We start from the raw sequence: 25,075 nt of genomic DNA, 5'->3' as shown, positions 1-25,075 counted from the left end.
CCTCCGGCACACGGCTAGTTGCGAATAACTTAGCAACAAGATAAGGGAGAACACCGTGAAAAAGATCATTTTCGGCCTGTTGGCCATCTGTGGAATTCTAGTAACAACGGCGCGGGCCGAGACGTTAATCTTTGACGAAAGCGTATTTTTCAGCACGTGGGATGGAACCAAGTGGACGGGTGGCCCCAGCGGAACCGGCCCCCTGACCTTCGACATTGCAACCAACGGCATCACCTTCCGGCTGACCGTGGATGCCGCAACCAACTCGGTTCCGGTTAACCTGGGGAACAGCGTATTTGCCCAGTCACTGGGTGTCGCGAGCGGTATCAAAGGCTGGGAATTCGACCAGGGATCCTATACCAACAACCCGTCCGACGACAACCAGCTCTCCTTTTCGCTGGATGTCGTCAGCGGAATGGAGCAGCTGGAGTCGATCTCCTTTTCGGGCGTCAACCTGCGCCTGTTCGGCACGGCCGACAAAGTGGCCTTTTCCGACCACCTCGGCAATGCGGTCACGAACAACGGAACGGGCACCGCCGCCGGTGCCAACAGCAACGTGCTCGTCAGCAACCTCACCGCACTGGCGACGCTCAGCACCAACAACCTCGGTACCTGGACGCTGAAAACCACCGCACTCGACAGCGATGCCACCGACGGAACCGAAACCACCGCCACCGCAACCCGGGCCAACATTAACTCCCTGGTTTTCGAATATTCCATCGCCACGCCCCCTCCCGTCGTTGTTCCGGGAACGGTCGAGTTTGGCTGGAACCAGTTTGCCGGAGCCACCGGCGCGAGCCCGTTAATCTACGATATCACCACCAACGGCATCGCGTTCCAACTGACGGTAAACGGGTATGCCGGCGGAACATTGACCAATATCGGCAACAGCGGGTTTGCACAGTCTCTGGGCGTGAATGCCGGCATCCAGCCGTGGGAGCTCGATCAGGGTTCCTATGCGCTCAACCCCGCCGACGACGAAACCCTCTCGTTCTCCATCGACGTGACCAGCGGTGCCGACATGCTCGAATCCATATCCTTCGGCGGCATCAACCTGCGCCTGTTCGGCACGGCCGATAAAGTGGCTTTTTCCGACCACCTCGGCAACGCCGCAACCAACAACGGAACAGGCACCGCCGCCGGAGCCAACAGCAACGTGCTCGTGAGCAACCTCACCGCACTGGCAACGCTCGGCACCAACAACCTCGGTACTTGGTCGATTCTAACCACCGCACTCGACAGCGATGCCACCGACGGCTCAGAAACCACATCCACCGCCACGCGCGCCAACGTACACTCGCTGCTTTTCAACTATACCTTCTTTGCCAATTCGCAGCCGCCCGTCGCGAACGACGACAGCTATGCCACCACTCCCGGACTCGCCCTGACCAACGCCGCGCCCGGCGTACTGGCCAACGACACCGACATTAACAACGATGCCATCACCGCCATCCTTGCCGCGCCACCGGCCAACGGCACCCTGCCCGCCTTTTCCACCAACGGCGCATTCATCTACCAGCCCGACCCCGGCTTTATCGGAACCGACACCTTTACCTACCAGGTCACCGATGGCTCCTTCACAAGCGAAGTCGCAACCGTCTCCATCCTGGTCGACAACGACTTTACGGTCGATAACATCTTCGACAACCACATGGTGCTGCAGCGCAACCTTGCCGTCCCCGTCTGGGGCAAGGGCAATCCCGGCGAAGAGATCGAAGTCTCATTCGCCACCCAGACCAACAACGCCACCACCGATGCGGCCGGCCAATGGAAAGCCTGGCTCGATCCGATGACCGCCAGCACCAACCCGGCCACGTTGACCGTCACCGGCCCGCGCGGCACCTTTGCCTACACCAACCTGCTCGTCGGCGATATCTGGATCTGTTCCGGCCAGTCCAACATGGATCGTCCGATGAGTGCCGACAACCCCGACCTCGACAATGAGGCCGCCGAAATCGCGGCGGCAAACCATCCGCTGATCCGTCTGATGAATGTGCCGTTACTGCACGCACCGGCTCCGCTCGGAGAATTATCGGCCCAGGCTTCATGGGAAGCGTGCTCATCCAACTCGGCGGCAAACTTCAGCGCCACCGGCTATTTCTTCGGACGCAAGGTGCACCTGGATTCCGGCATTCCGCTCGGCCTGATCGAATCGGCAGTCGGTGGCACCCGGGTCGAGCGCTGGATGCCTGAAGACCTGCGTACTGAAATCGGCTACACCTACGACGACCGCATCACCCAGCTCTACAATGGCATGATCCATCCGCTCTCCGGCTTCCCCATCAAGGGCGCCATCTGGTATCAGGGCGAAAGCAACGGCTACGAGGATCTCGACCAGATTGCCCTCTACCAAGAGAAAATTGAATCCATGATCCTCGGCTGGCGCAATGCATGGAACGTCGGCGAATTCCCGTTTTATTTTGCGCAGGTCGCGCCGCACAACCGCGGTAGCAACATCCATAAACTGCCCACCCTTTGGGACGCCTTCACCCGCACACTTGCCATTCCAAACACGGGAATTCTTTCCCTGAACGATCTCAGTGAACCGGGCGACATTACCGAGGTGCACCCCGCCAACAAACAGGATGTCGGGCTGCGCTTCGGCATTCTTGCACTTGAAAAAGCATACGGAGGAACCACCAACGCCGCATGGAGCGGCCCGCTGTTTGACTCCGCTGTGCTTACCGGCTCCGCCGTTCGCGTCCACTTTGATCCCGACACGCTTGGCAGCGGGCTGGCCTCCCGCGATACCGGCGCATTGAACAGCTTTGAGCTCGCGGGTGCGGACGAGATCTACTTCACCAACTCCACCGCCGTGATCAGTGGCGACACCGTGCTTGTTTCGCACCCGTCCGTCCCGGCTCCGACCTTCGTACGCTTCGGTTGGAACGGCAACGTGCCGCACAATTTCATGAATATCGAAGGCCTGCCGGTCGATACCTTCTCGAAAGCAGTCACGACCCAGTCGCCGCCGGTGGCGCACCCCGATTTGTATTCCACGCCGGCCGGAACCCCTCTGATTCTCGATGTGCTTGCCAACGACACCGATGTCGAGGGCGATCCGCTCACGGCCACCATCGTGAGCCATGCCCCGAATGGAACCCTCGCGGCCACCAACGGCATGTTCCTATACACGCCCGATGCCGGCTTCTACGGCACCGACCGCTTCACCTATTCCGCCCACGACGGCACCGTCAACAGTACAACCGTCATGGTCAGCGTCGTCATCGGGCAGCCCGACTATCCCGCCGTGGTGCTGCCGAAGGTCTTTGGTTCCAGCATGGTATTGCAGCGCGGCCTGCCCATCCCGGTCTGGGGCTGGGGTCCGGCCGGCCAAACGGTTTCCGTTACGCTGGGCTCTGGAGCGCCGGTGCAGGCCGTGGTCGGAACCAACAGCACCTGGGAGGTCGCCCTGCCCTCCATGGCAGCCACCAACGGCCCGTTGACGCTGGTCGCCAGCGTTCCCGGCTCGTCGGTCACGCTGACCAACCTCGCTATCGGCGATGTCTGGCTCGCCTGCGGGCAGTCCAATATGGGCTGGAAGCTCCTGAACACCGACGGCGGCCCCGAAGAGGCCGCGATGGCCGACTATCCGATGTACCGCTACATCAAGACCCCGATCATCGGCAAGGACACGCCGCAGGATGACATCGAGCAGCTCGTTCCAGGCGACGACACCGCCCTGTGGCGCGTCATATCGCCGGACTCCGCCGACGACATGACCGCCATCGGCTACTATTTCGGGCGCGATCTGCACACCAACCTGGATGTTCCGATCGGTGTGATCCAATCGGCCTATGCCGGCACCTCGGTCGAGGCGTGGAGCAAGTCGGATGTGCCGAATGCACAATCCGACAACGACCTGTTTGTTGCGTCGCACCAGCTCTACAACGCCATGCTCCACCCCTACATTCGGATGCCCATCAAAGGCGCCATCTGGCGGCAGGGGGACAGCAACCGCGATGATGGATTCTCCTATGCGGCAAAGGTGTATTCCATGGTCACCGAATGGCGCTCGCTCTGGAACGTCGGCGACTTCCCGTTCTACTATGCACAGAATCCCACCGTCTTCACCTATCCCGAAGATCCGGCCATCCCGCTCCTCTGGGAGGGGCAGACCGAAATCATGAACATGCTGCCCAACAGCAAGATGGTCGTGATCAGCGATCTTTCCGACGGCTCCAACGTGCACCCGCGCAATAAGGCGGGCGCCGGCATCCGGCTGGCCCTGCGCGCGCTGAAAAACACCTATGGCTGGTCGCACCTCATCGACTCCGGCCCGATGTTCAGCTCCATCGATTTCGAAGGCAGCTCCATCCGCGTGCACTTCACCGAAACCGCCGGTGGCCTGGCAATGGGCACCAACGGCACCGAACTGACCTGGTTCGAGCTGTGCGGGTCCGACGGACTGTTCACCAATGCCGCCGCCGTGATCGACGGCCATACCCTAGTGGTTTCCGCGCCGACGGTCGCGAACCCCATCGGCATCCGCTATGTTTGGAGCAAATATGCCATCGGCAACCTGTTTAATTCCGCAGGACTGCCGGCCAACTCGTTCCGGCTCGTGCCGCCGCTGGCCGTGGCGGACCAGTATGGCCTGCACATGGACGGCGAACTCTACGTGGAACCCTCCGGCATTCTCGCCAACGACATGGAAGGCTCCAGCCACCTACCGATTCAACTTCCAATCCTTGGAAACCATCCGGCCAACGGCACGCTGATGCTGCGCGGCGACGGCGCCTTTATCTATGAGCCGGAAACCGGTTTTACCGGAACCGATACGTTCACCTATGCCGTGACCGACGGCACAGAGACCAGCCCCGAAACCACGGTTGAAATCAACGTGCTGTCTTCCGGCGAAGGCACCGGACAGATCAACCGCGAAGTGTGGCACAATATTTCCGGCTATTCGGTGAGTGACCTGACCTCGTCGTCGAACTATCCGGCCAGCCCCGATGAAACCGGCTTCATTTCCCGCCTCGATGCGCCGCGCGATGTCGGCAACAACTATGGCCAGCGCATCTTCGGCTTCCTCCATCCGCCAACCAACGGAAACTACACCTTCTGGGTTTCCTCCTCCGCCCGTTCGGAATTCTGGCTCAGCACAGACGAAACCCCGGCCAACCTGTCGAAGCTCTGCTCCTCGTGGGACCGCCCCGCCCCCGAAGACTGGACGGGCCATGCCATCCAGCAGTCGGCACCGACCGCCCTGACCGGCGGGCAGAAATATTATTTCGAACTGCTGCACAAAGAGAGCGGCGGAATCGACCATGCCTCCGTGGCGTGGGATGTGGACGGCCCCGGCACCACCAATATTATTGAGGGCATCTACCTGTCCGGCTTCCCGGCCCCGGCCCCCTCCACCGCAAACTATGCCGATTGGAGCAGTTGGTATGGTGTCGCGGGCGACGGGTATCTGCTCGACTATGCCTTCAACCGCACTCCCGGCCTGGAAGGTTCCCAGGGCCTGCCCGAATGGTCGCTCGACCAAACGGACGGACTTGCAGTGGAATACCAGCGCCGGAAGCAGCCAACGGATATCGATTATGCCGTTCAGTTCACCGACCACCTGTTGAGCAACTGGACTGATTCGGCGGCTGCGGAAACCGTTACCCCGCTCAACGGCACCTGGGAGCGCATCGTGGTGGAGGACGAAATCGACACCGCCGATGCCACCAACCGCTTCGGCCGCGTCCGGGTTTCGCTGCCGTAGCAAAAAAATCAAAAAAACGTGTCCACAATCGGAAGCGGCGTGCGGCTGATGGGCTTAAGCGATAAAAACAAGGGATAATCCATGAAAAAAAGCGTTGGTATGATTTTAGTGCTGGGCCTGGCACAGGTATTTGCCGTGCAGGCAGCAGTGGTCACCTTCGATGAAAGCGTGTTATTCAGCACGTGGGATGGAACCAAATGGACGGGAGGCCCCACCGGCGCAGGCCCCCAGACCTTCGATGTGCTCCAGGATGGAATTACGTTCCGTCTGGAGGTCGATGCATCCGCAGACCTGGGAAATAGCGTTTTTGCACAATCGCTCGGGGTTGTTGGCGGCATCAAGGGTTGGGAGCTGGATCAGGGATCCTACGCGGTTAATGCAACCGACAACGAAACGCTCTCCTACTCGCTATCCATTGTCAGCGGCATCGAAAACCTGGATACCCTTTCATTTTCCGGCGTAAACATGCGGCTGTTCGGCACGGCGGACAAGGTCGAGTTTTCAGATCAAAGCGCCAACTCAATCATCCACAATGGAACGGGAACCGCCCAGGGCGCCAATGTCAACACGCTGATATCTGATTTCACGGGACTCTCCACCCTGAGCAAAGCCAATCTCGCCAGTTGGGAAATGCATGTCACCGCACTCGATGCCGACAACGACTATAGCTGGTGGACGGGCGCAGAAGACAATATCGTCCAGTCCCAGAACTCCACCCGTACCAACGTCAATTCGCTGATGTTCGAATATACAACCATCCCGGAACCGGCCACTCTGGGCCTGATTGCCATGACAGGCGTTGGCCTGATCGGCATCCGCCGGATCATGATGTAATGGAAGCAGCCTGCCCGGCGGTTTTTTGTTGGCAAACCTTTCCAAGCCCATGCATTGGCGGATAGGATGGCGGCCATGAATGAAGGTCGGCAGAAAATCCCCGTCCCGGAAGATGAGCTCAAGGCGCTGTATGCCGCGGATGCCGGCGACATCACCGAGGAGGAGCGGCGGGCGCTGACCCCGATCCTCAATTCCCTGGAGGAAACGGCCGAGCGCTACCGCATACTCGAACCCATTGCCGAAGGCGGCGAAAAGACCATCACCCGGATATATGATTCCTGCCTGGGCCGCAGTGTGGCGATGGCACGCCCGGTCAGGCGGGACACAGAGCAGGAGAAGGAGGATTTCCTGCGCGAGGCGCGGCTCACCGCCGGGCTGGACCATCCCAATATTGTTCCGATCCACAACATCGGTATTGATGCCGACGGCATCCCGTTCTTCACCATGGAGCTCCTGCCGGGCGACAGCCTCAAAGATATCCTCGACCGCCTGCGTGCCGGCGACGCGCAATACCGCAAAAACTATCCGCTGGACATCCTGCTGGGCATCTTCCAGAAAATCTGCGATGCGATCGCCTATGCCCATTCGCGGCAGGTGCTGCACCTCGACATGAAGCCGGAAAACATACGCGTCGGTACATTCGGCGAGGTCTTTGTATGCGACTGGGGGCTGGCGAAAGTGATGGATGGAACGGCCGGGACGACCGATATCGACACGCTCGACGGTGATCTGCTCAACGACATGGCGCTTTCGGGAACCATCCAGGGTACGCCCGGCTTCATGGCCCCCGAACAGGGCCGGACGGGATCCTGTTCCGAAACGGCGGACATCTATGCCCTCGGCAGCCTGCTTTACATGCTGCTGACCCATGAGTTGCCGGTCGAGGGCTCGTCAACCAATGAAATTCTCGACAATGCACTGGCCGGAAAAATCATTCCACCCCGGAACCGCAAACCGGGTCTGAACAGACCCCAAAGCCTTGCCGCCGTCGCCATGCAGGCTCTGGCGCTCGATCCCGCGAAGCGCTACGCCTCCGTCACCCAACTGCAGGCCGAGATCCAACGCTATCTCAGCGGATTCACCACACGGGCCGAAAAGGCCGGCCCTGCCACGCGCACCGTCTTCCTGATCCGCCGCCACAGTCGCAGCGCATTTCTGCTCATGGTGTTCATGGCGGCACTTATCGCGGTGGTGATGGGCGGATTATTGCGCATCCGTACCGAGCGGGATGTGGCCAAAGAAAACCTGATCCTCTTCCTGGCGGAACAGGAACGCTCCGAGCAGTTGGATTCGGAGCTGGGCGATGTGGTCCAGCGCGCCGGCACCTCCGTCGACCTGATCCAGGCGCGCACTATGCTGAGCGTTTTCGACAAGGGGCTCCGCGGGGAGCTGAAACCGGAAGAACGCAACCAACTGCTGGGCAACAAAGCCACACTGCTTTTCACACTCCAGAAATTCCAGGCCGCCTACGTGTGCTTCGAGCAGCTCGAAAAGCCAGGCCGCATGCTCGCCCTCAAGGAACTGAGCCACACCTACGCGCAACTGAAACCGAACGATTCCAACCTGCTCCCGGAAAAGCAGCTGGCGGAACTGCTGATTAAAATCCGGCAGGATTACATCCGCTACCTCCCCGACCAGACCCCCCTGCTGCAATATATCTTTTTCCACCACATGCAGCGGCGGCCCGACATCGCACCCGAAGAATACCTTCCGCTCGCCAGCGTTATGCTCTACCAGCTCAACGACATCATGCACGCCTACATCCTGCCGTTGAAACTCCGTAAACGCCCGGGGGAAAGCGGCTACCGCCTGGATCTATCGGGCATGCACTTCACACGCTATCGCCTCGACATCATGGGCGGGGGGAAAATGAACATACTCGCGCCGTTTGGTACGCTGGAAATGCTGGACATCAGTGATACACCGCTCGTCCGCATGACCGAGCTGGCGACGGTCGATGCCAAACGGCTGCGCATGACCGGCCTCGACCTCGCCCATCCGAACGTCGTTCCCTTGCGCCTGAATTACATGCGAAGCCTGAAGGAACTGACCATCGACCTACACCTCTACGATAAGAAAACGCAAAACGAGCTTCGCTCCCGCTACATCGTATCGGCGCCCTGACTGCCGCAGCCTCTCACTCCAGCTCTTTGCGCAGATGCTGGATTTCGAGCACCAGCTGGTTTTTCACGCGGGTGCGCAGGCGATAGACGGAATTTTCCTCCAGCCCGAGTTCCTGCGCAATCTCCCTGACCCCGCGGCCATTGAGGCTCATGCGGAACACGGTGACCGCCTGGCCGGAAAACTGGGATTCGACGTTGTCCAACGCCTGCGTGGCCAGAAACACCTCCCAGCGCTCTTCCGCAATCCGGTCGATTTCCGGAAGCTGGATCGCCTTCAGGTATTGTATGGTTTCATCCTGTGCCGCCTGCTGCAGTTTTTCCGCCGCCTTGCTGCGACGCCGGACATAGTCGATGGTGCAATGCTTGGTGATGCGCCCCAGCAATGAGCGAAATCGTACGATTTCGTCCAGATCCATTTGCGGCAGCTTTTCCCAAAGTTTCAGGAACACCTGTTGGAGAATATCTTCGGCATCGTGTTCGGAAACATTCAGACTGCGGATCACCGAATAGGCATATTTGCGGTAGACCGAAACCAACTCCGCCCACGAATGCTCGTCGCGCTGGTTCCGCGCGCGCTGCAGCAGGGTTTTTCGTGTTGCATAGGTGTGTCCCATTTGCCTTCCACTCCTCGTTGTAAGCGTATACATTACCGGATGTTTTCCCCAGCGCAAGGAAATGCCCTGGCGGTGTCCAATTTCTCCGGGGACAAACGGCTATAGTTTTCTACTTGAAGCCCAAAAGGAATGTTATGCGAAAAATACTGTGTTGGATCCTATTGGCCATGGCGGGACTTGCCCATGGCGACGAACTGCTGCTCAACGGCGATTTCCAGATCGGTGTGCCGCAGGATGACAAGCCGGCCACATTCGAGAGCAAATGGTGGCGGCGCGAGCTTTGGCAGGACGATGCCTGGAATTGCTGGTTGACCGACGGCACGCTCGATTGGCAGATCGGCACAGGGAACCAGGCGCTGCAACACCGCTGGGGCGCCTGCTCCATCTACCAGCACTTCAGCGCCGCCGCTGGTTCGAATTATGTGTTTTCGATCGAATTCTACAACGCCGGCGAAACCGACAACCGTTGGCAGCCGCGTATACAGGTGGAGTGGTTCGATTCATCGGATACACGTATTGGCTCAACCATCACCGTGGCCGAAGCCGACGTTCCGAACGATCCCGTAAAAACGTGGACCCAGCTCACGGGCAACGCCACAGCACCTGCGGGTACAGCCTATGCGCGCATTATGCTGAACGTGAACAACCGGGGCGCAGGAAACTATTGGCAGTCCATGTATCTCGACAACGCATCGGTTACCGGAGTTCCAGGCATTGGAAACCTCCCCTGCTCGTTCATCAGCGCGCCCTACGACCTGACACTTGCGCCGATCAACGAGAGCATCCCCTATTCCGACACCCTCACCAACTATGCCGACGACAAAGATGGCGACACGCTCACCTTCACCACCATCGATGCGCCCGCCTGGCTCACTATTTCCACCAACGGCGCCATGAGCGGACTGCCGCAGTTTTCCGATGCAGGGAATAACGAACTCACTGTGACGGTTGACGATGGCCACGGCCACTCCGACACGCGCACCCTCACACTTCCAGTGATTGGAAACCTGAACACCGCCAATATTTTCGATCACGACATGGTGCTGCAGCGCGGCAAGCCCATCCCGGTATGGGGCAAGGCGGTTTCCAACACGGCGGTCAGCGTTGCCATGAGTACCGGCGAATCGTCCGCCACCACATCCGACAGCAACGGCGACTGGTCGCTCACCCTGCCCCCCATGCCGGCCACCACCAACGGCCCGGTCACGATGACCATCACCAGCGGAACCCGCACCATGCTGGTGACCAACCTGCTGGTGGGTGATGTCTGGTTCTGCTCCGGCCAGTCCAACATGGACTGGGGGTTGCTGAACACCACCGACAGCGCCGCAGAAATTGCCTCGGCCAACGTTCCCAACCTGCGCTATTGCGGAACGCCCCAAACCAGCGATTCCAATCCATGGAACGAACTCGGCACGCGCGCCAACTGGCAGCAGACCACGCCGGACGTTGTGGAAGACTTTTCGGCGGTCGCCTACTATTTCGGCAAAAACCTCCAGCAGCACACCGGCATTCCGATCGGCCTGATCAAATCGGCCCAGGGCGGAACCACCATTGAAAAGTGGGCGGTCAACCTGACCTCGCCGGGCACCGACACCTTCTACAACTCGCGCGTCCATCCCTACACCCGTATGCCTATCACCGGCGCCATCTGGTATCAGGCCGAGGCCAACGTGGCCGACGGCAGCGCCTACACCCCCAAGATGGAAACACTCGTCTCCGACTGGCGCAGCGTCTGGAACCAGGGCGATTTCCCGTTCTACTATGTGCAGCTCGCTTCGTATGACTATCCCACCCACGAAAGCCATATCCTGCCCGAAATGTGGGCCGCGCAAACCGCGGCGATGGAAACCATCACCAACTCCGGCATGGCGGTCATCACCGATGTTTCCGACATCACCAACATTCATCCGCAAAACAAGGCCCCCGTTGGCGAACGCCTCGCCCGCTGGGCGCGCCACAATGTCTACGGCGAAACCAGCCTCGTTCATGCCAGCCCCATGGCAACCGCCGCCTACCGTGAAGGCGCTTCCATCCGCGTTTCGTTCGAGCACACCGGAAGCGGGCTGGCCGCACGCAACGGCCAACCTTTGGATTGGTTCGAGATTGCCGGCGAGAATCAGGCCTACACCTCCGCTACCGCCGTTGTGGAAGGCAACACCGTTCTGGTGAGTGCCCCCTCGGTAGCCGAACCGGAATGGGTGCGCTTTGCCTGGAGCGAGATTGCCGAACCCAACCTGATGAATGCCGAAGGACTGCCCGCCAACGCATTCATGCTGCGCCGCGTCCGCCCCCTGCCGTTCCACGGCGAGCTTCTGCAAAACCGCGACCTTGAAACCGGAACAGTGACCGGCTGGATGCCCACTACATTCGAGGTTCCCTACTGGAACCGCGATATTGCAACCTATGGCGATATCCGCAACACCTGGCTGACCGACGACAGCGCCTATCCCATTGTCGGAAGCGGCAACAAAGCTCTGATTAACCGCTGGGCAAACACCTTTGCCTACCAGGACTTCGATGCCTCCGCCGGAGAGGAATACAACTTTGCGGTCGATGCCATGACCGACCGTCCCACCAACCAATGGCAGGCGGTTATGAAAGTGGCGTGGCTCGACAGCACCAATGCAGTGATCGGCTCTGAAACCGTTTTGGACGAACTCGCCGCCGACGCCCCGGAAGATACCTGGCTGCCACTCGCTGGAACGGCCACCGCGCCCGGAGGCGCAGTCAAGGGACGCCTGATCCTGACCGTATCGAAGATCACTCCAGGAACCGCCGGCTTCGTATTCTTCGACAACGCATCGGTGGTCGGCTCTCTCGACGGTATCACCTACGAAAACTGGGCCATCGAAAACGGCCTCGCCGAAAATCCGATTGACGATGGCGACGGTGCCTCGCTCCTCGTGGAATATGCCTTCAACCTCGACCCAACCCTGAATGACGCCCGGCCCATGGTTCCAACCATTGGAAATAAAGGCCTGCCCTATTGGGAACTCCCGGCTCAGGGAAGATGGCGCGTGGAATATCTCCGGCGCACGCAGCCGGTGGACCTGACCTATACCGTCCAGTTTTCCAACGACCTGACCACGAGCTGGCTGGATGCAACATCGACCGAATCCGTTTCGCCCATCAACGCCAACTGGGAACGGGTCGTGGTGGACGACCCCATTCCAATCGCGAATGCCACCCATCGTTTCGGTCGAGTAACCGTCAGCACCAATACCAGCGAAGTCATCCCCCTTCTTGCGGATGGCACGACCCTGAACGTTATCCAGACCTGGTCGGAGGAAACCGACTACCCCCGCACCGCCACCGTAAGCATTCCTTCCGGCCCCGGCCCGCACCCCGTGCTGATTGCCCTGCACGGTGCCGGCGGAAACTCCAACTTTGCCAACAACTACAGCTACCTCAATCAAATGATCCGCATCGGCCCGCAGGGCTACAACAACCGATGGAATGTTGAAAATGAACCGTCCCTCGCCCCCGACGTCGATTTTATGCGCGACCTCATCCTGCAGCTGCGCTCCTATGGTAATGTCGACACCAACAACATCGTCATCCTCGGAAGCTCCAACGGCGGTGCCCTCGTCAACCGACTGCTCATCGAACTTTCCGGCGACCTTTTCCAGCAAGGCATCAAGCTCGCGGGACAGCTGAATGCTTCGCAGCACCACGACGATACTTTCTGGCACGACCCCACCGGCGGCAATGCCTACAACACCGCCATCGAGCCGGCGACCGGCCGCCGCATCCTCAGCGTAGTCGGAACCGCCGACACCACCGTTCCCTATGCCGGCGGTTCCGGTGTTGCGGGCTACACCTTTCTCCACGCGCAGGACAGCCTCTATTACTGGGCCGAACAAATGGGATATACCGGATCGCAGATCCCCGATGCCTCCGGCGTGCTCGAAGATACCGAGATCTATTCCTACAGCTACCTGAGCGGCGACGTGACCATGGTCAAGCTCATCGGTGCCAACCACGGCCTCGCCCCCTTCGCCGGCGACGGCCGCCTTGAAACCGTCATAAAAGGTTTTCTGAGCCATCCTTGAGAGTGATGACGTTGATACTCCCATGGATGGAGTTCAACTCTTGTGGCGAAAACTGGCCTTCGCGGATGGTAAGTTCGATCAGCGACTTCAAGGTAAAGAGTTGCTTCAGGGAATGGATCTCGGTTTGGCTGATATCGAGCGACCCAACCGGAAGAAAGCAAAGCTGACGGAGGTCGGAAAGATCCGTATCGGCAAATTCCAGATGCTTCAGGCGAAGGGTGCGAAGCATATTTTTTCCTGAGCCGTAGTGCCGCGCCAAATGAAGGGTTTTCAGCCCATCGCCGCCCAACAGTAACCGCCCCTCGCGGCGGCTGAAAATAAAAACAGGCTTCCGCCATTCCGGATTCAGGGATTCAATTACAGTCTGTACATTATCGATATGGGAGTCGCTTATCCCCTGGTTGGAGAAATCGTACAGCAGCAACAGTTCAACGATGGTACTCCGGCGGCTACTTAGCCCGGCGACATCCGCAACAAGCTCGGCAAAGCGCTTAGAGGTCATGAACTCATCAGACTTCATTTCCGCATAGCGTCGGCACAACGGTTTCAGATCGGAATAAACTCCCTCCCCTTGTGCAAAACATTCCGAAGCTTCGCTGAACCGCTGCATTAAAAAACAGATGAACCCCTTCTGGGCCCAAGCCATTTCATTGTCGGGTTCATGTTCCAACGCACGATCCAGCTCGGCAATGGCACCGGTGAAAAGTTTACGCGTTGCGGCGGGATTCTGAATGGGTTCTTTCCAGAACAGGTTCGCAGCATCCAGGGCGGTCCGGCCGATATTCCCGCGAAGGGTTTCGCTGACGCGTTGTTCCTCGACCATTTTTTCCAGCGCATTCCGGGCACGGTTGCGTTCTTCCAAGGCAATGGCCCGGCTGTGCGACAAGCGGAACAGGTAGACCGCTGAAAGGCCCGAAAATGCCAATAATGCCAGGGCGGCTGAGATGAAAAAGGCCCGGTGTCGATTATAGAGCAGCCCGACCAGTCTCAATATTCCCGCGTTCTCGGCGGTGGTAGCGAAGCCGTGGGTGTATTTCTGGATGTCGGAAATCAAATGCTCCACGCATTGGTAACGCCGCTCGCAATCGCTGCGCATCGCCTTCATGGCCACGGCACTGAGTGCCTCCGGCACATCCGGATCAACCTTCGCGGGCGGACGGATGGTGCCGTTGCGCGTTTTTTCAAGCACCTCTTTAACTTCGCCTTCGAGTGGAGGCTTGCCCGCGAGTATGCTGTAGAGGATGGCTCCGAGCCCATAGATATCGGTGGTATAGTTCTTTTTTCCCGAGCTGGACACTTGCTCGGGAGCCATATAGCCGGGGGTGCCTTTCACACTGCCGTTCAAGGTAATCGTGTTGACAAGGTCGGGGTTGGCGGCGGCTTCCATGTACTCAGTGGCAACATCTTCCGGGGTGCTGATAATCTTGGCCAGACCCCAGTCGCAGATGATCACCTCGCCAAACTCACCGACCTGAATATTTTCGGGTTTGAGATCAAGGTGAAGGATATTACGCGAGTGGGCGTAAGCCATGGCTTCGCAGATCTTCAGGAAAATGCCGAGCAGATCGTCGAGGCTCCGATTATTGGAACTCCCCTTGTGTCCTTCCGTGATGATCTGCGCGAGGGTATTGCCCGTCTTGAGCTCCATAATGAAAAAGGGTTCGCCGTTTTCATCCAGCCCGAGATCGTAAACAGGGATAATGTTGGGATGATGAAGCGCGCCGGTCAGGCGGGCCTCACGCAGGAAGGGATCGAAGAGTTCCTTACGTTGCGGATCGCGCAGGCTAGCGAAGGCCACGTGCCGTCCGGTTTTGCGATCGTATACCTTGCTGATGCGTTTGAGCCCGCCGGATGCAATTTTAACATGGTCGCAATAGCGTTGTCCGATGGTTCGGACTTCATTATACAGCAACGAACGCTCGTGCGGCGGGATCTCCTCCTTGGCCAGTGAATAGAAGACCGAAAGCGCCGGGTCGATCTCGGCATCGGAGGGATCGGATTTTGGTTCATGATCCATGACTATAATTCCATCTGCTGGCAGAGACGCGCCACTTCATCGATCAAGGCATTCTTCACCCGGGTGCGCAGGCAATAGACCGTTTCCTTGGTCAGTTTCAGTTTGTGGCATATTTTGTCGGCATCCTGGCCGTCCATCGTCATCTGAAAAACTTCCACCGCCTTGCCGGTAAACTTGGGTTGGATGCGCTTAAATGCCACCGTGCAGATATAGGCCTCCCACTGCTTTTGATACATTTCCTCAAAATCGTGCTGCTCTGGTATCGGTCCGGTGGGGTCGGTGGCATATTTCTCTTCGCGGGTCTTGAGTCGGCTGTTTTTGGTCAAGTGACTGTAGGCGGTATTGCGCACCAGTGTCATCAACCAGGTGCGGAACTTCGATTTCCCATTGTATGATTGAATGTCCTTGAGAATTTTCACCATCACCTCCTGGGCAATATCCTCCTGTTCCTCCCAACGGATATCGAGGCGACGCAGCAGGATCAACACGAACGGGCGATAGATGGACGCAAATTCCTCCCATGCCTCCTCAGCATTCTCTTTCAGCACCCGCCCTAACAGGGTTTGTCGTGTTAAATAGGTATCAGCCATATTTTATCCAGCCCTGATTTTGTGCAAAGAAAATGTCCCATGTAAGCACTTTCTCGTCAAGTCCGGCCTATCAAGCACGGACACCGATACTGCGATAATGAAAAAAAATGGAAGTTGGCTGTTAAGGTTCGGCGTTCGGCAAAGCCTAAGTATTAACTGAGGGAAAAACCAATGAACAAAACCATTCTAACCATTTTGACCTGCGCTATATGGGGTTTCGCCACAGGGGCCGGCGCGGCAGTTATCGATCACTTCAACAATGTCGGCGGAGCGGCGGATCTGACGTGGACGGGAGACACCACTGGATTCAGTGTCGAGGCGACAACTGGCAGCATGAACGAAGGAACCGGTGCCTTTAGGACAACCTCAACAGGAGCCGCTGCCAACTCCTTTGTAACGGATATCACCGCCGAGCTGGCGCTGGATACGGTTTACACGTTTTCGGGCTATATTGGAGCCGACACCACGCGCGCGGTAAATTTTGCAAACTATGCCGCGCTGGTTCTTATGTCGGACACCAGCGATGCCGCCGCCATCACCGCAGGCACCATGAATGGATACCGCCTTGGCATATTCGCGGGCGATCAGGTAGAACTTCAAAAAGCGAGTGGCGCCGGGTGGGTTACCCTGCAAGCCGGACCCTCGTCGGGTTTGGCACTCCAGGATGGCTGGAATGTTTCAGCCACGATTGACAGCGCAACCGGCAACTATTCATGGGGATATGTGACCGGAAACTACACCGACACCATTGCCGAAGATAATAGCGGAACCGATACCGCCTTTGTTGATCCCGCCGGAACGACCTATGGCGGATTCACCTATGTCGTCAGTACAGCAGACACCTACTATGTCGATGCCTACAATATGGCCGCCATCCCGGAGCCGGCAACACTTTCGCTCATTTTAGGATCAGGCGCCGGACTTCTATGGATCCGGCGTAAATTCACGATCTAAGAACTATAGCGATGACTCTGAAACGGTTGAATCAGGGGCAATTTTCTTGTATATTGTAAGCGCTTGCTTTAAAAAGCACAGTAGGTGCAGGGAAATAGTACAGGAGTCAAAACAACAGGAGTCAACGAGGAGAGTCAGATGAAAAAGAAATCGATAGCAATTACACTTATATCAACATCTATGGCTTGGCTAGGACTAGGAGCCCGGGCGGAGGTGGTCGACAACTTCAACAACACCAATGCAGCACTTCCCGACCTGACATGGGAAGGCAACACCAACGGATTCGTCGTGATGGCCACAACGGATGGAGCAAACGAAGGGGCCGGAGCTTTTCGCAAAACTTCAAGCGGAGCGGACAACAACTCCTTCGTAACGGATATCACCGCAGAACTGGCCTCGGATCCAATATACACGTTTTCAGGCTACGTTTCCGCTGATGTCACCTTGCAGGCCGTAAATGCCAACAACTACGCTGCACTGGTCTTGCTGTCAGACACCAACGACGCCGCCTCGATTACGGCCGGCACCATGACTGGATATCGCCTTGGCGTATTCCAGGGAGACTACGTAAAACTTCAGAAAGCAAGCGGGAGCGGCTGGGTTGACCTGGACTCCACCAGCCCTTCAACCGTTTATCAACTGGCGGATGGGTTCACGTTCTCCGCGACCATCGACAGTTCAAACGGCAACTATACCTGGGGATTTTCCTACGACACCGGCTATACGACGAACATCTTGGAAAACCATGCGGGAAATGATGCCACCTTTGCAGTTCCTTCCGGTACGACATATGGGGGATTTACCTACAACACCAGTAAAGTCATCGACTATTATGTCGACGCCTATCGCATGGAAGCCCAGCCCGCCGGCGGTGAACCCGTGCCGATCGCCAACGCCGATGCCTACAAAATGTACTCAGATATCACGCCCGTTTTATCGGTCGATGCCCCCGGCGTGCTGGATAACGATACCTACACGGGCTCGCTGGATCTCTCAGCCCTGCTGGTGGACGATGCCGCCAATGGCGTCCTGAACCTCAGCACAAACGGCTCCTTCACCTATGAGCCGGACCCCGAATTCCTCGGCGTCGAAATCTTCACCTACAAGGCCGTCACCTCCGCCACAACGAGCGATGTTGCAACGGTGTCGATTACAGTAACCAAGGAGCAGGCACTATTGCACTACACTTTCGACACCGACCTGACCGACAGTTCGGGGAACGGTAACGATGGCAGCTACGAAAACACAAACGGAGTGGCCTCGATAACGAACAGCAGCATGTTCGGCACAGGAAGCCTCTCTCTGGCTGGCTCGGTTGATTCAAATTATGTCGGATTTTCAGATTTGGTTTTCTCCACGGAAGACAGCTGGAGCATCTCGCTTTGGTACAACGCTTCTGCCACCAACACAGCCGGACTGGCCGGCGACAACCTTCAGAACAATACGCTGACCTACAACCCCGGTGGTGGAACAAACCGGACCTATTACTTCCGGGCCGGCAACTCTACTGACGCGAATACATGGACAACCTCCAACAGCCCAACCGCCATCGATACTGGCGAATGGCACCATCTGGTGGTTGCCGCGGCAGGCACTCCGGCAGGAAGCGGTGACCTGACGTTCTATGAAGACGGGGTCGAATTGTCCCCGCCCTGGGACTCCGCCGATGACACCGCCATGATCTTCGACCGGATTGGACACGATGGAAACAACATCGGCTTTGGAGGGTATTTTAACGGCCTGATCGATGAAGTGTGGATCATGAACTATGCGCTGACCAGCAACGAGGTCATCAACCTGCGCGACAGCAACGATCCCGCCGGAGGCTCGGCAGGCCACCAACCCGCCACCATCGTAGACTCGGAAGTCGCACCATCGAACACCCTCAAGATGGTGGTGCAGCTCGAAGCGGGTTCCGATAGCAGCGCGTACAGTCCCAAAGCGCAAACCAACCTGACCGATGGTGTCTGGGATCCGGTCGCCCACTCCGACAGCGCCGGAGGAACCTACGCGGTATCCAACCTGAACTTCAGCTCCACCGATGGCAGCAATTTCGTCATCTACGTAAAAACAACCAACACGGCGGAGTTCTTCCAGGTCGAAGCCGAATAGCACCACACGGAAACAGTTTAACCGAGGGCTGGCGGAAAACCCGCCAGCCCTCTTCGCTCCACCTAATCAGGAGACCCCGGAAAAATGAAAAAAATATTAACAGTCCTATCCCTCGCCCTCTTGGCATCAATAGCCGGCGCCGAAATTCTTACGGTTACGTTTGGCCCCAGCGCCGATCTGGCCGCGACCTATGAAGGAATTCCCGTCGCGACTCCGGTACAGGATGATGCAACGAACGGGGAACCGGCGCCGATCATTACGGTCAGCGGCCTGGATGTTGACGGCATCGGCGGAAACGATGACTCCGTCGAAGTGACCTTCGCGATCGCAAACTCGACCGAAGTTGCCAACTTGCTTTCTGCCGGCTATCGCTACGATCAGGACGACCTGCTGACCTTCAACATTACGTCGGCCACCCTCACGCTGGGCAACGCAGCCGTCACCCACGAGATCACCCCCATCGGCTTTACCTCGTACAGAAACAACAACGGGGCAACAGAAGCAACCGTAACCAGTACAGCCCCGGGATTTATCACGCTGACCGGCATAACCGGCTCAGCCGCCGTCAGCCTCACCAACGATCTTCCCGGCGTATCCGATTTTACACTGGAAAACACCGCCGATCCCGCACAAAACGGCCGCGCCAGAAACATCACGGTCGCGTTCGACATCCACCCCGCCTCTACGGCACCTGAAGCGCCGGTGTCGCTCGACGATGCCTACGACATAGATGGAAACACCCTCTTCACCAACGCCGCACCGGGCATACTTTCCAACGACTCCGACGGCAACGGCGATTCCATGAGTGCGCTTCTCGTTTCCTCGCCCACGAATGGCACCCTGCTCTCGTTCTCCACCAACGGCGCGTTTGTATATCAGCCCACCGTCGACTTTGTTGGAACCGATTCATTCACCTACGAAGCCACCGATGGCGGACTCACCGGCAACGTGGCAACCGTTACGCTGAACGTGGTCGGCACTCCGATCAAACTCCCGCATTACTTCCAATCGAACATGGTCCTGCAGCGCAACCAGCCGATTGCCGTCTGGGGCTGGGGTCCGGTCGGCAAGACCGTATCGGCAAACCTGAGTTCGGGCCAGTTCGAGACCGCCGTGGTGAACGCCGAAGGGCGCTGGGAGCTTTCCCTGGCGGCCATGGCGGCCACGAACGGCCCATTAACACTGGTCGTCAGCACGCCCGGCTCATCGGTTACGCTCACCAATATTGCCGTCGGCGATGTCTGGTTCTGCTCCGGCCAGTCGAATGCGGGCTGGTCGCTATCCGCCACCGATGGGGCCGACGCAGAAATTGCTGTTGCCAACTATCCGGCCTTCCGGCTGATCCGCGTTCCGCGATATAAACTGTCAGCCCCGAGCGATGATCCCATTATTCTTGAGAACACGCTGGATTGGGATACCGACACGGGGGCCTTGAAAGATAAAGCCGGAACGTGGTTTGTCTGCAATCCAGAAAATGCAGGCTACTTCGGTGCCGCATTCTACTATGCAACTAAAGAAGTGCATCTGGAATTAGGCATTCCGATTGGCGTGATTCAGTCCGCTTATGCCGGAACACCGATGGAAGCCTGGGCCAACTCTCCGCTGCCCGAAGCGCACCCGGTCGGCTCCGACCCCGCCAACCCGCAACAGCTCTACAACGGCATGGTCTATCCCTACCTCCGGCAGCCGATCACCGGCGCCTGCTGGTATCAGGGCGAACGCAACCACGACGACGGAGGCCACATTGTTGCCGACAAACTGCCGATCATGATCGAGGACTGGCGCACCGGGTTCGCCCAAGGCGACTTCCCCTTCTACTACATGCAGATCCCTCCGGTCTTCTCCTGGGACACCGAAGTCGATGCCGACCCGATGCTGCCCTATTTCTGGGAAGCGCAAACCATGGTTCAGGATATTTCCACCAACACCTATATGGTTGTCATCAGCGACACGACTGATGGCGATCTCCACCCGAAAAACAAACGGCCCGCCGGCGAACGGATGGGCCGCCGAATTCTAAAAAACACATACGGCTACAGCTCCATCCAGGATCAGGGTCCGGTCTTCACGCACGCCGTCAAGGAAGGCAATCAACTGCGCCTCTATTTCGATCAGGTCGGCGGAGGACTGGCCATCAATACCAACATTGGCTACAACGCCAATGGCGATTTAGTTATCGACATCAACGAAACGATCCTGGGCGAAGACTATGACAATGACGGAGTCATCGAAGGGTACGGCGAAGACCTCAACCAAAACGGCATACTGGATCCCGGCGAAGACATTGACGGCGACGGCATATGGGACAAGTCCGAGTGGGATATCAACTTCCCGTATCTGAGATGGTTTGAAGTCTGCGATGCCCAAGGGAACTTTACCAACGCCACCGCGGTCATCTCGGGAAATACCGTGCTGGTTTCAGCACCAACCATTCCAGACCCGGCCGGATTCCGGTATGCTTGGAGCCGCTTTGCGCAGGGCAACCTGATGAACGTTGATGGGCTGCCGGCACGCATGTGCCGCGAAACGCCGCTTTTCGCCCAAGGCGAAAGCTACAGCACATTCGAAGACGCACCGCTCTACATTGCTCCCGACGGAATCCTGGGCAATGACTCGATCGCCTCCACCCTGCTGCCGATCGAACGCCCGGTCGTTGTATCAAGCACAACCAACGGTGCCCTGACGGTTCGCTCCGACGGCGCGTTCATCTACACGCCGAATTCAGGATTCAGCGGTGCCGACTCCTTCTCATACTTCGTGACAGACGGAACCGAGACGAGCGAAACCGCCCAAGTTGAATTGAGCGTACTCGCGCCCGGTGCCGAACTGGGCAGCATCACCCGTGAAATCTGGAACGATGTTTCCGGCTACAGCGTCGAAGATCTGCTGGCTGATCCAGATTATCCGGATACCCCGGATCGTTCCGAAACCATTAGCCGTTTCGACAGCCCGCATGGCGACTTCGAGGGAGGCGGCCAGCGCATCCACGGCTACCTGCACCCCCCGGCCAGTGGAAACTACACGTTCTGGATCACCTCGGCCGCCCGTTCCAGGCTCTTCCTGAGCACGGACGACGATCCGGCAAACGCAAGCCTGATCTGCGAATGCGCGGTCTCGCTGGGCGGCGAATATGAAAACTGGACGAATAACGCGAACCAGGTGTCCGCCCCGATCACACTGGTCGAAGGCCAGCGCTACTACATCATGGCGCTGCACAACGAAGGCGCCGAAGACCATTGCTCCGTCGCGTGGGATCTGGGCGGAACAACCAACATCATCGACGGTGCCTACTTGTCCCCGATCCAGTTGAAAGCTCCGGCCATCAACGACTATGCCGGATGGAGCGACTGGTACGGGGTTTCCGGCGACGGACATGTACTCGACTTCGCCTTTAACCTCGATCCCACGCTAAACGAAGACCGCCCCATCATGGTTCCAACCACTGGAACCGCCGGCCTGCCCTATTGGGAAATGGATGTCGCCGACGGGTTGGTTGTGGAATACCTGCGCCGCACGGATGCGCCTGGAACCGCCTACGCCGTTCAGTTTACTGATAATCTCCCGTCAAGCTGGGTGGACTCGGCAGCTTCGGAATCCATCAGTCCCGTTAATGACGAGTGGGAACGCGTCATGGTTGAGGATGAAACGGACACGGCGGATGCCACCAACCGCTTCGGGCGTGTGATCGTGATACAAAACTAAGGGAACAAACGGCTCAAAACCCATTAACCCAAGCAGAACATGTTCAAGGACTGCTTGGGTTAGATGTAATAAATCAAATTTGTTATTCATTTAATTGTTCACTGGTGCACGGTAAAAATTGGAGTTGAGAATGAATGAGTTAACCGTGATAGGTATCGGTGAGTTGCTCTGGGATATGTTTCCTGAGGGTAAGCGACTGGGTGGTGCACCCATGAATTTCTGTTACCACTGCCAGCAGTTGGGCGCGAAGGGCTATCCGGTCAGCGCGGTCGGCAGCGATGTCTATGGAGCGGACATCCTGGATTTTCTGGTCGGAAAACAGGTTACAGCAGACTTCGTTGCTGTCGATGATGTTCACCCTACCGGAACGGTGGATGTTACAGTGGATAAATGCGGAAAGCCCGCATATGTAATTAAAGAGCAGGTGGCATGGGATTACATTCCGTTAACCGGGGAAATGCTGTCGCTGGCCCATCGTGCGGATGCCGTCTGTTTCGGTTCCCTCGCCCAGCGCAACGGGATGTCGAACAAAACCATTCGGACGTTTCTTGCTGCGATGAAACCGGAGTCAATCCGGATTTTTGATGTCAATTTAAGGCAACAGTACTACACGGAAGAAATTATCCGCGAGTCACTGAATTTCTGCAATATCCTCAAACTGAGTGATGAGGAACTTCCGGTGCTGGCAAAAATGTTCCGTATTTCGGGTACTGTCGAGTGGCAACTGAAAAGGTTACGCAAGATGTTTGATCTGGACGTGGTGGTCTACACACGCGGGCCAGCAGGAAGCCTCTTAATTTCCTCGGAAGGCATCAGCGACCATCCCGGGTATCCCGGCGACGCGTTGAACAGTGTCGGGGCGGGCGATTCTTTTACGGCCACCCTCTGCATGGGACTGCTCTGTGGCATGAGTCTTGATGGAATCAATGCACATGCAAACCGCGTAGCAACCTTTGTGTGTTCGCAGGACAGTGCCACTCCTGAGTTGCCTGATGATTTGAAAGGAACGATTTATGCGTAATAAAAAACTGTTTTTCTGGGCGCTGACCTCCGCGTTGGCCGGGTTTCTTTTCGGCTTCGACACCATCGTCATTTCCGGTACGGAGCAGAAGATTGAAAGTCTCTGGTCGCTGACCCCGTTCCTGCACGGGCTGGCTATGAGCGCCGCGCTGTGGGGTACGGTGATCGGGTCGCTGTGCGGCGGCTGGCCGACCGAAAAGTTCGGGCGCCGCAAAACATTGCTATCCATCGGTGTTCTCTATTTTGTTTCTGCGGTCGGTTCGGGCGTTGCGCCCGATCCGATCTTCTTCATGGTATCGCGATTTGTCGGCGGCTTGGGCGTAGGGATCGCGACGGTGGCCTCGCCGCTTTATATTTCCGAAATCTCGCCGGCGGAGCGGCGCGGCCATCTGGCGGGGCTGTTTCAGTTTAATATTGTTTTTGGTATTCTGGTGGCCTTTGTCTCCAACTTTTTCATCGGGAAATACATGGATCCCGATGTTGCCTGGCGCTGGATGCTGGGGGTGGAAGCGCTGCCCGCGCTGGTCTATTCTCTCATGTGCTTCAGCCTGCCGGAAAGCCCGCGCTGGCTGATTACCCATGCCGGCAACCGCGATGCCGGTATGGCGGTTTTCCGCAAGATCAATCCGGAGATGACCGATGCGAATCTGTCAACCCTGGCGGACAGCGTCGAGCAGAGTGTCGGCGACCGAAAAACCGCTGCAAAATTTTTCACGAAGCGGCTCAAGACCCCGATTCTGCTGGCTTTCTTTGTGGCCTTTTTCAATCAGCTCTCCGGCATCAACGCCATTCTCTACTTTGCACCGCGCATCTTTGAATGGACCGGACTCGGCGGGCAGGCCGCGCTGCTGCAGTCAGTAGGCATCGGGGTGACCAACCTGGTCTTCACCTATGTCGGGCTCTACCTGATCGACCGGCTGGGCCGCCGAACCCTGCTCTATATCGGCTCGTTCGGCTACATCGCGTCGCTGGGGCTCTGCACCTGGGCGTTTGCTGCGGAAAACTTCGGGATTGTCCCGTTCTGCATCTTTGCCTTCATTGCCGCGCACGCCATCGGCCAGGGCACGGTCATCTGGGTGCTGATCTCCGAAATCTTCCCGAACCGCAACCGTGCGGCCGGGCAGTCGCTCGGCAGCTTTACGCACTGGTTCTTCGCCGCCTCACTGACCTTTGTTTTCCCGAAAATGGCCGAAGCACTGCCGCCGTCCGTCATCTTCGGTTTCTTCTGCTTCATGATGATACTTCAGCTCGTCTGGGTCAAAACCATGGTGCCGGAGACCAAGGGCGTTTCGCTCGAAGATATGCAGGAGAAACTATCGTGAGCCGGTGGTTTATTACAAA

The 25,075-nt window shown here is 57.7% G+C and carries 12 protein-coding genes; 9 read left to right on the top strand and 3 right to left on the bottom strand.

Annotated features, from left to right (window positions below; translation table 11 throughout):
- Positions 1-55 precede the first annotated feature (55 nt).
- The 3 genes from E9954_RS05665 to E9954_RS05655 all read left to right on the top strand — a co-directional run bounded on the left by E9954_RS05665 (position 56) and on the right by E9954_RS05655 (position 8,671).
- On the top strand, positions 56-5,713 hold the full coding sequence (locus tag E9954_RS05665) for an Ig-like domain-containing protein (protein ID WP_136078243.1): 5,658 nt from the start codon (positions 56-58) through the stop codon (positions 5,711-5,713).
- Positions 5,714-5,794: 81 nt separating this feature from the next.
- The gene (locus E9954_RS05660) at positions 5,795-6,547 is read left to right on the top strand and encodes a PEP-CTERM sorting domain-containing protein (RefSeq protein ID WP_136078242.1); all 753 of its coding nucleotides are present in this window, start codon (positions 5,795-5,797) and stop codon (positions 6,545-6,547) included.
- A 75-nt stretch (positions 6,548-6,622) separates the two neighbouring features.
- Entirely contained in the window at positions 6,623-8,671 is a 2,049-nt protein-coding gene (locus tag E9954_RS05655) for a serine/threonine-protein kinase (RefSeq protein ID WP_168442002.1), read from the top strand.
- A gap of 13 nt (positions 8,672-8,684) precedes the next feature.
- Here the strand turns inward: E9954_RS05655 and E9954_RS05650 are convergent, their stop codons facing one another.
- The gene (locus tag E9954_RS05650) at positions 8,685-9,284 is read right to left on the bottom strand and encodes an RNA polymerase sigma factor (RefSeq protein ID WP_168442001.1); all 600 of its coding nucleotides are present in this window, start codon (positions 9,282-9,284) and stop codon (positions 8,685-8,687) included.
- Positions 9,285-9,418: 134 nt separating this feature from the next.
- On the opposite strand from E9954_RS05650, the gene E9954_RS05645 reads away from it, so the two are divergent.
- A complete protein-coding gene (locus tag E9954_RS05645; RefSeq protein ID WP_136078239.1) occupies positions 9,419-13,339 on the top strand; it encodes a sialate O-acetylesterase in 3,921 nt (1,306 codons plus the stop codon).
- On the opposite strand, the gene E9954_RS05640 is transcribed toward E9954_RS05645, so the two are convergent.
- Together E9954_RS05640 and E9954_RS05635 are read right to left on the bottom strand one after the other, a co-directional pair.
- Positions 13,311-15,356, bottom strand: a complete 2,046-nt coding sequence (locus E9954_RS05640) for a serine/threonine protein kinase (protein ID WP_136078238.1) — start codon at positions 15,354-15,356, stop codon at positions 13,311-13,313. The genes E9954_RS05645 and E9954_RS05640 overlap by 29 nt on opposite strands.
- Before the next feature lie 2 nt (positions 15,357-15,358).
- Positions 15,359-15,946 (bottom strand): RNA polymerase sigma factor, encoded by a 588-nt coding sequence (locus E9954_RS05635; protein ID WP_136078237.1) that lies wholly within the window; start codon positions 15,944-15,946, stop codon positions 15,359-15,361.
- 171 nt (positions 15,947-16,117) lie between these two features.
- On the opposite strand from E9954_RS05635, the gene E9954_RS05630 reads away from it, so the two are divergent.
- The 5 genes from E9954_RS05630 to E9954_RS05610 all read left to right on the top strand — a co-directional run bounded on the left by E9954_RS05630 (position 16,118) and on the right by E9954_RS05610 (position 25,056).
- A complete protein-coding gene (locus E9954_RS05630; RefSeq protein ID WP_136078236.1) occupies positions 16,118-16,900 on the top strand; it encodes a PEP-CTERM sorting domain-containing protein in 783 nt (260 codons plus the stop codon).
- 138 nt (positions 16,901-17,038) lie between these two features.
- Positions 17,039-19,012: a LamG-like jellyroll fold domain-containing protein gene (locus E9954_RS05625; RefSeq protein WP_136078235.1), complete on the top strand. Its 1,974-nt coding sequence runs from the start codon at positions 17,039-17,041 to the stop codon at positions 19,010-19,012.
- 84 nt (positions 19,013-19,096) lie between these two features.
- Positions 19,097-22,714, top strand: a complete 3,618-nt coding sequence (locus tag E9954_RS05620; protein ID WP_136078234.1) for an Ig-like domain-containing protein — start codon at positions 19,097-19,099, stop codon at positions 22,712-22,714.
- A 130-nt stretch (positions 22,715-22,844) separates the two neighbouring features.
- Positions 22,845-23,735 (top strand): carbohydrate kinase family protein, encoded by an 891-nt coding sequence (locus E9954_RS05615; RefSeq protein WP_136078233.1) that lies wholly within the window; start codon positions 22,845-22,847, stop codon positions 23,733-23,735.
- Complete coding sequence (locus E9954_RS05610) at positions 23,728-25,056, top strand: sugar porter family MFS transporter (RefSeq protein WP_136078232.1); 1,329 nt, start codon at positions 23,728-23,730, stop codon at positions 25,054-25,056. The genes E9954_RS05615 and E9954_RS05610 overlap by 8 nt, the downstream gene beginning before the upstream one ends.
- Positions 25,057-25,075: the final 19 nt, after the last annotated feature.

It is taken from the genome of Pontiella desulfatans, from assembly GCF_900890425.1.
GTDB lineage: Bacteria > Verrucomicrobiota > Kiritimatiellia > Kiritimatiellales > Pontiellaceae > Pontiella > Pontiella desulfatans.
The sequence above is the reverse complement of the archived record's forward strand: the minus strand, read 5'-3'. Positions and strand labels throughout refer to the sequence as shown.

What these genes read in the sequence shown, in the direction of transcription:
- E9954_RS05660 (WP_136078242.1), top strand. Translation starts at nt 5,795, where the DNA reads ATGAAAAAAAGCGTTGGTATGATTTTAGTGCTGGGCCTGGCACAGGTA.
- E9954_RS05655 (WP_168442002.1), top strand. Translation starts at nt 6,623, where the DNA reads ATGAATGAAGGTCGGCAGAAAATCCCCGTCCCGGAAGATGAGCTCAAG.
- E9954_RS05650 (WP_168442001.1), bottom strand. Translation starts at nt 9,284, where the DNA reads ATGGGACACACCTATGCAACACGAAAAACCCTGCTGCAGCGCGCGCGG.
- E9954_RS05645 (WP_136078239.1), top strand. Translation starts at nt 9,419, where the DNA reads ATGCGAAAAATACTGTGTTGGATCCTATTGGCCATGGCGGGACTTGCC.
- E9954_RS05640 (WP_136078238.1), bottom strand. Translation starts at nt 15,356, where the DNA reads ATGGATCATGAACCAAAATCCGATCCCTCCGATGCCGAGATCGACCCG.
- E9954_RS05635 (WP_136078237.1), bottom strand. Translation starts at nt 15,946, where the DNA reads ATGGCTGATACCTATTTAACACGACAAACCCTGTTAGGGCGGGTGCTG.
- E9954_RS05630 (WP_136078236.1), top strand. Translation starts at nt 16,118, where the DNA reads ATGAACAAAACCATTCTAACCATTTTGACCTGCGCTATATGGGGTTTC.
- E9954_RS05625 (WP_136078235.1), top strand. Translation starts at nt 17,039, where the DNA reads ATGAAAAAGAAATCGATAGCAATTACACTTATATCAACATCTATGGCT.
- E9954_RS05620 (WP_136078234.1), top strand. Translation starts at nt 19,097, where the DNA reads ATGAAAAAAATATTAACAGTCCTATCCCTCGCCCTCTTGGCATCAATA.
- E9954_RS05615 (WP_136078233.1), top strand. Translation starts at nt 22,845, where the DNA reads ATGAATGAGTTAACCGTGATAGGTATCGGTGAGTTGCTCTGGGATATG.
- E9954_RS05610 (WP_136078232.1), top strand. Translation starts at nt 23,728, where the DNA reads ATGCGTAATAAAAAACTGTTTTTCTGGGCGCTGACCTCCGCGTTGGCC.